This window comes from Pseudescherichia vulneris (genome assembly GCF_902164725.1).
GTDB lineage: Bacteria > Pseudomonadota > Gammaproteobacteria > Enterobacterales > Enterobacteriaceae > Pseudescherichia > Pseudescherichia vulneris.
Genome location: NZ_LR607338.1, coordinates 3,357,961 through 3,370,078, shown reverse-complemented (window position 1 = coordinate 3,370,078; position 12,118 = coordinate 3,357,961). Strand labels below are relative to the sequence as shown.

Genomic DNA, 12,118 nt, shown 5'->3' with positions numbered 1-12,118 from the left:
GCCAGGCGTTCATTCATTGATTAATCAAATGAATAGTTAAAACACATTGATTAACAATATGAATCGTATCGATCTTTAATTTTTGACGTTAAAAAAATGTAGCACGATACAATGGCCGCACCTTTCTCAGGCATATGCCTATAGAAAATGCACAGCCCGCTTGTGTTGTTCGGTGCTAACTTACCTATGATGCAGTATTCACACTGTCGGAGGGAGTAATGAACCTTTTTATCTCTACTAAGCTCAAATATTTTATAGCGGTAATGGAGGAAGGCAGCGTAAGTAAGGCCTGTCAGCGGATGCACATATCGAGAACGCCGATGAGTAAGGCTATCTCAGATATTGAGCAGGCGCTGGGGATCCCACTGTTTATCAGAACCAAAGAGGGAATGACCCCCAGTAAATTTGGCACCATTCTTTATAACAAGATCGTCCCGTATTATAATGATTTGCTTAAAATTGAGCACTGCATGTATAGCGATGACGGGCTACCGGTTACCCGGATAATGTGCAGTAAAAATATCCCAAACTCAATCATAAGCCACCTAAGCGTTGCGTTGGCTAATAATAATATCAATAATGAATTTACGCTCGCTGATGAGATAAAACAGGACGATCTCTCTTCAGAGCTCCATTTTTATGACATTGTTATTACAGATAAAAACTACCCCAGCCAGTATGCCCGCTCCGAACCGGTCTCCTTCGATATCTATATCAACTCCACTCCCGCCGCCTGTGAAAAAATGATACGCGGAGGAGAAGTGGATGTGTACCATGATTTTGATGCCGATAGCAGCGTGACCGATCTGTTTGTACAGGATAAAATTAAGTTCAGGAATATCAAAAAAATTTCCGACAGCGATCTGATTGATATGATGGCGAAGGTCACTAATCATCATGCGGTGATGATCTCGACGGTGCCGCTGTTGAGTCTGCTTAACGTTGACGGCACGAGCGTATTAAAACGCAGCGTCATCAACAAAACGCTATGGTTCTACTCACAGTGGAAAGCAAAAAACAATAAAGAAACCGCACAGATCATGTCCAGGGTATTTGCCGATTTAAAGAAATCAGGCCATACCAATAATGAGCTATCTCGTTAATTTACTTTTTTTCTTGGCAAGCCATCCATTGGCCACGTTTTGCGGCCTGAGCGCTTTTATCGTCTCCTGCTGGTCCGGGTACGTGGAAAAAGCCTCCCCGGGGAATATTATCATAAGCAGTTTGGTCTGCGTCGTTAGCGCGCTGGCCTTTTTAGATGTTTTAATTCGCGGCAGTCACCATCAACTCCTATTCCCTTTAATAGGGATTATTACCGGTTTTATTGGGCCCTTTAAGATAAGAGCCCTTATTGTTGGCGTCATTAAGCATTACTTCAATTCTGACAATAAGCAATAAGTTGTAGTTTTTAGGGGGGGCTGGCACCCCCCTCTTTTTATTGGCTGTTAAAAACGGTAATCCACCGCCATGAAATAGCGGCGGCCATCTTCGTTATAACTGTAGTCGTCTCGGCTGAGATCTTTATCCGTGAGATTAAGCACCCCCGCACGCAGCTTGACGTTCTTCGTCGCCTGGAATGCACCACCCGCGTTCCAGATCACGTAACCGCCCGGCGTTTTCCCCGTGTTGCTAACATCACGCTTCTCACCGGTATAGTTACCGGAAACGTAGAACGACCAGTCCTGCATCGCCTGCCAGTCCAGCGTCCCGTTGGCGGTATGGAACGGCAGCTCCTGCAGCGGTTTATCGCCGCCGTCGCTGAGATCGCGCCCGTCGTTATAGGTGTAGTTCAGCGTCAGCTTCCACGCCTCGTCAAACGGTACCTTCAGCTCGGTTTCCACCCCGCGAATGCGCGCTTTGTTAACGTTGAAATAGCGGAACGTGGGTACGCGGCGACCGTTGGCATTAGTATAGAAGCCAACAAAGTTGGAATAGGACGGCGCGGCAGTGGCATCAGCGGTTCGGTTGATGCTGATCATGTCGTCTACGTTGTTCTGGAAGGTGGTAATACTGCCTTCCACCCCTTCCAGCCAGCCCTCTTCTCCGCTGTAGTAGAGTCCCAGCTCAAAGCTTTCGCTGGTTTCCGGCTTCAGATCCGGGCTACCCACAATGCGGCAGCTGCCGCGACAGGAGTTGGTGGCCCAGTCCGGGCTAAGCTGTAGGAGAGAAGGCGCTTTGAACGCCGTGGCCCAGCCGCCTTTCACGGTGACGGTATCGGTGGCGTTATAGACCAGGTAGGCCCGCGGGCTGTAGTGATCCCCGTAGGTTTCGTGATCGTCCATACGAATACCGGTGGTCAGCGCCAGCGGCTCGAAGATACGCCACTCGTCTTCAATAAACAGTGCATACTGGCTGGCGGAGGTGTTGCTGCTGCTCCCGCCGGTGAGGTTAACCGGATCTTCGAGCTTGTCGTGACGCCACTCACCACCGACCGTCACGAACTGATTAATCATCTCCAGCGGCAGAACGTATTTACCATCCACGGTGTTGTTTTCTGAGGTGATACCTTTGCTGCCCGGATCTTTATTATCTACCTTCTCGCCATAGAACTTCAGCTCGCTGGTGCCGACGTCCCAGCGACCATTGTGGCTCAGGGAGTAGTTTTCGCGCTCAAGGCGGTTACGATCAAGCGAGTCGGAGTTGCGATCCTGGCGATCAAAGCCATACCCGGCGGTAAAGTCATGGTTTTCGGACGGCGTCCAGGCAAACTCCACGTTTGCATCGCGGCTGGTAAACCCTTCGATGCGCGGCGTTTCGCCGGTCGCGGTGGTGTCGGACGGCTCCTGCTTATCTTTCTCGCGCTTCGCCACGCTACCAAAGGCTTTCATGCCGAGCACGCCATCCACCAGCGGACCGCTGGTGTAAAACTGACCGTTCCAGGTATCGCCGCGATCGCGTTTCTCCTGGATCGTGGTGTCAGCGGAGAGCGTGCCGGTCCACTGTTGGCCAACCTTCTTGGTAATAATGTTGACCACGCCGCCCAGCGCATCGGAACCATACAGCGAAGACATCGGGCCGCGTACCACTTCAATACGCTCGATGGCATCCACCGGGATCCAGTTCAGGTCAAAGTCGTTATGGCGGAACACCGCGTTGCGGGAGTTGACACGCTTGCCGTCAATCAGGATCAGGGTGTAGCTACTGCTTAGGCCACGAATGCTGATGCCTTTACGGTTATCCCCTTCGTTGGTGAGCTGTACGCCCGGCACGTCCTGGAGCACATCCTTGAGATTATTGACCGGACGGCGCTGCAGATCCTGCTGGGTCACAACGCTAATACTGGCCGGGGCATCTTTCAGATTCTGCTCGGTGGCGGCGGCGGTCACGACCAGCGTATCGGACTCGCTGTCGACGGCAAAAGCTGGCAGCGCCAGCGCCATTGCGGACGCACAAAGCCCTCCCCGCACGATGGGATTCAACCTAAACATTCCATTTCTCCATGAGATAACTACAACAAATCTAAGAAGTTTTGCTCACACGTTTTATCAGCCCCGCTACGTTGGCAGAGCGAGCGTAACGATAAAGCAAATAATAATGATTATCAATTAAATTGTTAAAAGTTATGTCAAGATGGCGGTTTATGGAGAAATAGTGGATAAAAAAAAGCCCTCTCACAATGAGAGGGCTTGATAATGGAATAGTTTATTTATTAACCCGCTGCGGAAAATCCATGTCCTTGTAGCTGACAAACTTGGTTCCGCGGGTCAGCTTGTAGCCGAACCAGATGATCAGGAACAACGGAATACCAATATAGGTTGCCGCTACCCCACCCCAGTCAATAGAGTCCTCCAGGAAGGCCTGGTAGTTCTGACCTAAGGTGATAATCAGACACAGCACAAAGGCAAAAATCGGCCCCAGCGGGAAGAAACCGGAGCGGTACGGCAGGTCGTTCAGGCTATGACCCTGCATGATGTAGCCGCGACGGAAACGGTAGTGACTGATGGCAATCCCCAGCCAGGCGATGAATCCGGTCATGCCCGAGGTGTTCAGCAGCCACAGGTAAACCGTCTGGTTGCCAAACATCGAGGTCAGGAAGCAGAGCCCGGCAATGACCGTCGTTGCATAGAGGGCGTTACGCGGTACACCGCCCTTTGAGAGACGGGAGAAGACGCGCGGCGCTTTGCCGTCGCAGGCCAGGGTATAGAGCATACGCGTGGAGGCGTACATACCGGAGTTACCCGCCGAGAGCACCGCCGTCAGGATCACTGCATTCATTACCGCTGCCGCCGAGAGCAGGCCCGCGTGTTGGAACACCAGGGTAAACGGGCTGACGCTGATGTCTTTTACATCGTTACGCAGCAGGCTCGGATCGGTATACGGAATGATCAGGCTGATAATCAGAATAGCGAAGACATAGAACAGCAGAATACGCCAGAATACCTGACGCACCGCGCGCGGAATATTCTTCTCTGGCTCTTCCGACTCACCCGCCGCAATACCGATCAGCTCGGTGCCCTGGAAAGAGAAGCCCACGATCATCGCCACACCAATCATGGCGGCAAAACCGCCGGCAAACGGCGCGTCGCCGATCCCCCAGTTGCTCCAGCCAGCCGGTTTTGCACCGTGGAAGATACCGAGGATCATCATTACGCCGACGATGATAAAGATAATGACGGTGGCAACTTTAATTAACGAGAACCAGTACTCCGCCTCGCCAAAGCCTTTTACGGAGATCCAGTTCAGCAGCACGATAATGGTTAAGAACAGTGCGCTCCAGATCCAGCCTGGCGTGTCCGGGAACCACCAGCTCATTACCAGCTGCGCGGCCACGAGGTCGACGGCGATGGTCACTGCCCAGTTATACCAGTAGTTCCAGCCCAGCGCGAAGCCAAAGCCCTCTTCAACATACTTCTGGCCGTAGGTCGCAAACGAGCCGGATACCGGCATATAGGCCGCCAGCTCGCCAAGACTGGTCATCAGGAAGTAAACCATCAGGCCAATCAGGATATAAGAGAGCAGCGCGCCGCCGGGGCCCGCCTGGGAGATGGTTGCGCCGCTGGCTACAAAGAGACCCGTACCAATCGATCCGCCAATGGCGATCATGGTCAGGTGACGCGCCTTGAGTTCACGGCGAAGCGTGGGCGCTTGTGTGGTTTTAGTTTCGGAAACCATATGAAAATGCTATCCATCAAAAAAATGAGGCGGGATTGTAGCAGACGTCACCACATCCTTCTGGCTCAAATATGCGGTTATAAGAGAGCTTCATGATCGCTAATGGATTATAAGTAAAGCACAGAAACCCTTATATTTCACAGTAGCGTAGAAAGCGTTTCAGGGCGTTAGAGAGATGCTTCTGCCGATGATGAATGCGCCACAGGGTGCGCACCAGTCGCGGGAGCGGAATAGTAATCTCCTTGAGCGTGCCGGTCTCCAGCTGCTCGGCAATCACCCGACGCGACAAACAGCTGATACCCAGCCCGTGCCGCACCGCATGTTTGATGGCCTCTGAGTTACCTAATTCCATACCGAGATGAAACTGCGGCAGGTGGGAAAGCAGCAGGTAGTCAACCAGCTCCCGGGTACCGGAACCGCGTTCGCGCAGGATCCACGGCGCGCTGGCGAGACGCTCCAGCGTGACCTCGCCCTGCAACAGCGGCGAGGCCGGGGAGGCAAACACCACCAGCTCATCCTCCAGCCAGGGCTCAGATACGATTTCGGCGGTATGGCATGGCCCCTCAATCAGGCCAATATCGACGCGGAAATCCGCTACCGCATTGATCACATCCTGACTGTTGCCCACGCTCATCTCCAGCGGCAGTCCCGGAAAGTCACGCCGGTAGCGGGCAATGATCTCCGGCAGGATATAGTTACCGATGGTACTGCTGGCGTAGACGCGGATCGCGCCGTTATCTTCCCGGAACAGCTGCTCTATTTCCGTGGCCTGCTCCAGCAGCGCCAGCGCACGGGGATAGAGCAGTCGCCCGTGCTCGTTAACCACCAGCCGCTTGCCAACCCGGTCGAAGAGCTGCACGCCAAGCTGCCCTTCCAGATCGGTCAGGGCCGCGCTAACCGCCGACTGGGAGAGCGCGAGCATCTGAGAGGCCTGGGTTGTCGAGCCGCTTTTCAGCACTTCAGCAAAAACGGACAGCTGGCGCAGGGTGATATGCATAGTCAGTATCCTGAGAGGCAAGCGTCACGCTTACCACTTATATAGATTGATTATAAATATATAATCAATTTTATTTTTAAGCCAGCTCAACGTAACCTTTTATCCCAACAGAGGAGAAGGTTATGGCTGAACTGACATTAAGACATCATCGTAGCGTAGGACATCTGGTGCCGGGACTGGCGCTAAGCGCTGCCGTGGCGGGCCTGGCGCTGTGGAGCGGCACCATCCCTGCCGTTTCCGGTGCCGGTTTTAGCGCCCTTTCGCTGGCTATTTTAATCGGGATGGTGCTTGGTAACACCCTTTATCCGCAGATTGGACGGCCCTGCGAGAGCGGGATTGTGTTTGCCAAACAGCACCTGCTGCGACTGGGGATCATTCTGTACGGCTTTCGCCTGACGTTCTCGCAGATTGCTGACGTCGGCATCAGCGGTATCGTGATAGACATGCTGACGCTCTCCAGCACCTTTTTACTGGCGTGCCTGCTGGGCCAGAAGGTGTTCGGCCTCGACAAGCACACCAGCTGGCTGATCGGTGCAGGCAGCAGCATCTGCGGTGCGGCAGCGGTGCTGGCCACCGAGCCGGTTCTAAAAGCCGAGTCCAGCAAGGTGACGGTGGCGATTGCCACGGTAATGATTTTCGGCACGCTGGCTATTTTCCTCTACCCGGCCATCTACCCGCTGCTGGCCCACTGGTTTACCCCGGAAAGCTACGGCATTTATATAGGGTCGACGATGCACGAGGTTGCTCAGGTGGTTGCGGCAGGCCACGCCGTTAGCCCAGAGACCGAGAGCGCGGCGGTCATCGCTAAAATGCTGCGCGTAATGATGCTGGCACCGTTTCTGATCCTGCTTGCGGCCCGCGTGAAGCAGCTGGCTCCCGCTAACGGCGGTCAACGCAGCAAGATTACCATCCCGTGGTTTGCGCTTCTGTTTATTGCGGTGGCGGTGTTTAACTCCTTTGGCCTGCTGCCGAAAGCCGCTGTCGATATGCTGGTGACGCTGGATACCCTCCTGCTGGCGATGGCCATGGCGGCGCTGGGCGTCACGACCCACGTTAGCGCAATTCGCAAAGCGGGTGCGCGGCCGTTGCTGATGGCGCTGCTGCTCTTTATCTGGCTGATTGTCGGCGGCGGCATCATCAACCTGGCGGTTCATTACGTCATGGCATAAATCACTACATTCTGCTGCGGCTAACCTCTATCATACGCCTTTGCATTTACCTGCGGGTTTTACAGGAGTAGTAGATGAAATTTATTGGCGCGCACGTGAGCGCGGCGGGCGGCGTGGCAAATGCCGCCGTGCGTGCGGCAGAGATCGGGGCCACCGCCTTTGCCCTGTTTACCAAAAACCAGCGCCAGTGGCGGGCAGCGGCGCTCAGTGGCGCGACCATCGACGAGTTTAAAGCCGCCTGTGAAAAACACCGCTTTGGTCCGGGCCAGATCCTGCCTCACGATAGCTATTTAATTAACCTCGGGCATCCGGTAGCCGAGGCGCTGGAGAAATCACGGGAAGCCTTTATCGATGAGATGCAGCGCTGCGAGCAGCTGGGGCTGACCCTGCTAAACTTCCACCCCGGTAGCCACCTGATGCAGATCCCGGAGGACGCATGCCTGGCGCGCATCGCCGAGTCGATCAACATTGCGCTGGATAAAACCGAGGGCGTCACGGCGGTGATTGAAAACACCGCTGGCCAGGGCAGCAACCTCGGCTTTAAGTTTGAGCACCTGGCAGCGATTATCGACGGCGTAGAGGATAAATCCCGCGTTGGCGTCTGCATCGATACCTGTCACGCCTTTGCAGCAGGCTACGATCTGCGCGGCAGCGAGGCCTGTGAAAAAACCTTTGCCGAGTTTGATCGCATAGTCGGCTTCCAGTATCTGCGGGGAATGCACCTCAACGATGCCAAAAGCGCCTTCGCTAGCCGCGTTGACCGCCATCACAGCCTGGGCCAAGGCAATATTGGCCACGAGGCCTTTAGCTGGATCATGCAGGACGCCCGCTTCGACGGTATTCCGCTGATCCTTGAAACCATTGACTCAGACATCTGGGCCGAAGAGATTGCGTGGCTGAAGGCGCAGCAGGTGCAAACAGCCACGGTTTGATGCGCGAACGCCAGACGTAAAAAAGGGCAGCCCGTGGGCTGCCCTTTTGATCCCGCACGCGTTACGCGGTTTTCACCGCCATCTCCGCTTCCGGACGCTTCAGGAAGGCGTAGGCCAGACCCGCCAGCAGCGTACCGGCAACGATGGCCACCAGGTAGCCCAGCACCGGCGTGATAGCCCCCGGGATCAGCAGCACAAACAGACCGCCGTGCGGGGCCATCAGCTTCGCGCCAATCGCCATGGAGATCGCCCCGGTCACCGCACCACCTACGATACAGCAGGGGATCACACGCATCGGATCGCGCGCGGCAAACGGAATAGCGCCTTCGGAGATGAAGCACAGGCCCAGCACCAGCGCGGCTTTGCCACCCTCCTGCTGCCCCTTGTCGAACTTCTTGCGGGCAACCATCGTTGCGATACCCATCGCCAGCGGCGGTACCATGCCCGCGGCCATAATAGCGGCCATCGGTGCGTAGGTCTGGGTACTCAGCAGGCCAACGCCAAAGGCATAGGCCGCTTTATTAACCGGACCGCCCATGTCGGTACACATCATGCCACCGAGGATCGCCCCCAGCAGAACCGCATTCGCCGTACCCATGGTTTGCAGCCAGTGGGTCAGCCCGGTCAGGATGCCCGCGACCGGTTTACCGATCAGGTAGATCATCGCCAGGCCAACCACCAGGCTGGAGAAGAGCGGAATGATCAGGATAGGCTTCAGCGCTTCCATGCTCGGCGGCAGCTTCAGCTTCTGGCTGATTGCCTTCGCCACGTAGCCCGCGAGGAAGCCCGCAATGATACCGCCGATAAAGCCGGAGCCAGTGCTGACGGCCAACATACCGCCAATCAGGCCCGGGGTCAGACCTGGACGGTCTGCAATTGAGAACGCAATATAACCTGCCAGCACCGGCACCATCAGCGCAAACGCCGATCCGCCGCCGATCTGCATCAGCGCAGCGGCCAGGGTGTCAGGGGTTTTAAACGCTTCGATACCAAAGGCAAACGACAGAGCGATACAGAGGCCGCCCGCAACCACCATCGGCAGCATATAGGAGACGCCGGTCAGCAGGTGACGGTACGCGCCCGCGCCCTCTTTCTTCCCTTCCGTCGCCGCCTGCGCTTTGCCAGAAGGCTGATATGGCTTGGCTTCCGCCTGGGCTTTATCCAGCTCCTGCGCAGTTTTCTTCAGCGCCAGCCCGGTGGTGGTGCGGTACATCGGCTTACCGGCAAATTTCGCCAGATCCACTTCAATATCTGCCGCCACGATCACCAGATCCGCCTCGGCCACCTCTTCCGGGGTGATGGCGTTGCCAGCCCCCACGGAGCCACGGGTTTCAACTTTCACCCACCAGCCGCGTTTTTTGGCTTCGGTTTCGATTGCTTCCGCCGCCATAAAGGTGTGGGCCACACCGGTCGGGCAGGCGGTCACCGCGACGATGCGCTTCACGCCACTGCTTGCCGCCGGAGCGGCAGTGGCCGCTGTAGCAACCGGTGCGCTGTAGACCGCAGCATGGCTTTTCGCCTCGCTGAGGAACAGCTCCGGATGCGCGACGGCGCGGTGCACGTCGCCGAGCCACACTTTCTTGCCGGTCAGGGCGCTGTCGTTTGGCACGCTGGAGCCGAGCACGATCGCCAGCTCCGCTTCATTCGGGTTGTCGATGAATTGCAGATTTGCTTTTTGTGCCGCCGCACCCAGCAGGGTTTTCGCCATGTAAGCGCGAGCCTGTCCAAGCGCGGAGTCAATAATCAGCAGCGTTTTCATTATGCTCTCCTGCTGTTAGTTAAAAGGTTTTAAGTCAACGCGCGCCATCATCGCGGCTAACTGGGTACGATCGGTAATGCCGACGTTACTCTGGCTCACGGCCAGCGCCGCGACTGCGGTCGCAAGGCGTAACGTATGCTCGCTGGACTCACGCATCAGCAGGCCGTAGATCAGCCCCCCAACCATCGAATCCCCTGCGCCAACGGTGCTTACCACCTCCATTGACGGCGGTTTGGCGATCCATTCGCCTGAAGCGTTAACCCACAGCGCCCCTTCTGCGCCCAGCGAGATCACCACGTGGGCAATTCCCTGCTCGCGAAGGGCATGAGCGGCTTCAATCACATCTTTCAGCTCGGGCAGCTTGCGCCCGGCCCAGATCTCCAGCTCGCGGCGGTTCGGCTTCACCAGCCACGGCGCGGCCTTCAGCCCGGCGACCAGCGCCTCCCGGCTGCTGTCAAAGATGATGCACGGACACTGGCTGCGCAGGCGCGTCATCCAGTCGGTAAAGGCTTCTGGACTCACGCCAGCCGGCAGGCTGCCGCTGACGCAGACCATATCGAACTGGCCCAGCCAGCTCAGGGAGTCGGCGACAAAGCGTTCCCAGTCTGCCGGAGTCACTTCAAAACCGGAGAAGTTGAAATCGGTGACTTCGCTGTCTTTTTCGGTCAGCTTAACGTTGATGCGGGTACGACCCTGCACCACCTGGAAACGGTTGGCGATCCCTAGCTCGCTGAACAGCTGCTGGAAGCCATCCTGGTTATCTTTGCCGAGGAAACCGCCGACGGTGACGTCAATGCCTAAATCTTTAAGCACTTTGGCGACGTTGATCCCTTTCCCTGCGGCATGCAGGCCGGTAGTTCGCACAAGGTTGACTTCACCGCGTTCAATTTCCGGGGTGAACCCGACCAGGTCATAGGCAGGGTTAAGGGTGATGGTGGCTACACGTCTGCTCATTATGCGCCCTCCCCCAGACCAGCTGCGATGGCGTCGCCAATCGCTTTTAGCGCCTGTTCAGCATCCTCGCCCTGAGCGGTAAAGCGCAGGCGGTGGCCCTTCTTCACGCCCAGCGCCACAACCTTCATCAGGCTGCGACCGTTGGCAGGCTTGCCGCTACCGTCCAGATTGGTGACGGTGACGTCGCTGTTAAACTGTTTAATGGTGTTAACCAGCATCGTACCCGGGCGGGCGTGCAGGCCATGCTCATTGCGTACGACAAACTCGGCGTTCAGCACGTCAGCCTTCAGCGCATCATCGCTGGTCAGCAGCGCCAGCAGCGTGGCGGAATCAGCGGTCAGCAGACGGTCAGCTTTATTCGCCAGCAGCATGTCAGCCAGACGTTTCAGCACCGCTTCCGGGCCGTTGTCGGTCATGGCTACGCTCACCAGCAACGCCGCGCGCTCGCCGTTCACGTCAAAGGCGTTTGCCGCCCGGCTGACGGCGATAGCGCTTTGCAGATTGCCTTCGGCGCTGTCGTTCAGCCAGATCCCCTGGCCGAGGTTCATCGGCTGTTCGCTGATGGCGCGGGTCACAAAGTTTACGTCAACTGCCCCGGCCTCTTTCAGGCGACCGGCATTCAGCGCCTGGAGCGTCACCAGATCGCTGGCCGCGACGTCGAGGGTCAGCGTTTCATTGTCCAGCTTCATGCCAGCGCTTTGCTTTTCACCCATCAGCAGGGCACGCAGCTCTTCAGCGGTCGTAGCGGATTGCAGCTGGGCTGCGACGTCGTCGTCGCTCAGCACGTGGGTCAGCTGACGCAGCAGGCCCAAATGTTCGTCAGAGCTGGCAGCGATGCCGATAGCAACGTAGGCCACCTGCCCTTCACCCCACAGGACACCCTGCGGGAACTGGTAAACCTGCACGCCGGTTTTCAGCACCTGGTCGCGGGTATCGGTGGTGCCGTGCGGAATAGCGATGCCGTTGCCGAGGAAGGTTGAGGTCTGCTGCTCACGGGCGAGCATGCCAGCCACGTAGCCGTCAGCCACGTTGCCCGCCTGCACCAGCGCGCCCGCGATCTGGCGAATCGCCTCTTCTTTATTACCGGCCTGCTGGCCCGGATGGATGTCCTGAACGGATAACTGGAACATGAATCTCCACTCCTGCTGAACTTGAATCGTTTCAGCTAGTTGGTGAAATGGAGCGTCACCGGCGC

At 56.6% G+C, this 12,118-nt stretch carries 9 protein-coding genes; 3 read left to right on the top strand and 6 right to left on the bottom strand.

Translation table 11 applies throughout. The features are described from left to right. The first annotated feature begins 218 nt into the window (after window positions 1-218). Window positions 219-1,103 carry a LysR family transcriptional regulator gene (locus FN633_RS14035; protein ID WP_154058124.1) on the top strand — a complete coding sequence of 295 codons (885 nt, stop codon included), beginning with the start codon at window positions 219-221 and terminating at the stop codon, window positions 1,101-1,103. Between the two features lie 342 nt (window positions 1,104-1,445). Here FN633_RS14035 and cirA read toward each other — a convergent pair whose 3' ends face one another. The 3 genes from cirA to yieE form a co-directional block, all read right to left on the bottom strand. Beyond that, the gene (cirA, locus tag FN633_RS14025; protein ID WP_154058122.1) at window positions 1,446-3,428 is read right to left on the bottom strand and encodes a catecholate siderophore receptor CirA; all 1,983 of its coding nucleotides are present in this window, start codon (window positions 3,426-3,428) and stop codon (window positions 1,446-1,448) included. Between the two features lie 214 nt (window positions 3,429-3,642). Further along, window positions 3,643-5,112: an amino acid permease gene (locus FN633_RS14020; protein WP_154058121.1), complete on the bottom strand. Its 1,470-nt coding sequence runs from the start codon at window positions 5,110-5,112 to the stop codon at window positions 3,643-3,645. Between the two features lie 130 nt (window positions 5,113-5,242). Then, window positions 5,243-6,109, bottom strand: a complete 867-nt coding sequence (gene yieE, locus FN633_RS14015; protein ID WP_154058120.1) for a DNA-binding transcriptional regulator YeiE — start codon at window positions 6,107-6,109, stop codon at window positions 5,243-5,245. Between the two features lie 122 nt (window positions 6,110-6,231). Between yieE and FN633_RS14010 the strand changes: the two genes are divergently transcribed. Together FN633_RS14010 and nfo are read left to right on the top strand one after the other, a co-directional pair. Continuing rightward, on the top strand, window positions 6,232-7,278 hold the full coding sequence (locus FN633_RS14010) for a YeiH family putative sulfate export transporter (RefSeq protein ID WP_154058119.1): 1,047 nt from the start codon (window positions 6,232-6,234) through the stop codon (window positions 7,276-7,278). Between the two features lie 74 nt (window positions 7,279-7,352). Continuing rightward, a complete protein-coding gene (gene nfo, locus FN633_RS14005) occupies window positions 7,353-8,210 on the top strand; it encodes a deoxyribonuclease IV (protein ID WP_154058118.1) in 858 nt (285 codons plus the stop codon). Between the two features lie 61 nt (window positions 8,211-8,271). Here nfo and fruA read toward each other — a convergent pair whose 3' ends face one another. From fruA to fruB, 3 genes are read right to left on the bottom strand one after another with little or no spacing between them, the layout of a single operon-like run. Then, window positions 8,272-9,969 (bottom strand): PTS fructose transporter subunit IIBC, encoded by a 1,698-nt coding sequence (fruA, locus tag FN633_RS14000; RefSeq protein WP_154058117.1) that lies wholly within the window; start codon window positions 9,967-9,969, stop codon window positions 8,272-8,274. A 15-nt stretch (window positions 9,970-9,984) separates the two neighbouring features. After that, a complete protein-coding gene (gene fruK, locus FN633_RS13995) occupies window positions 9,985-10,923 on the bottom strand; it encodes a 1-phosphofructokinase (protein WP_042389694.1) in 939 nt (312 codons plus the stop codon). Next, the gene (gene fruB / locus FN633_RS13990) at window positions 10,923-12,053 is read right to left on the bottom strand and encodes a fused PTS fructose transporter subunit IIA/HPr protein (protein WP_154058116.1); all 1,131 of its coding nucleotides are present in this window, start codon (window positions 12,051-12,053) and stop codon (window positions 10,923-10,925) included. The genes fruK and fruB overlap by 1 nt, the downstream gene beginning before the upstream one ends. Window positions 12,054-12,118 lie beyond the last annotated feature (65 nt).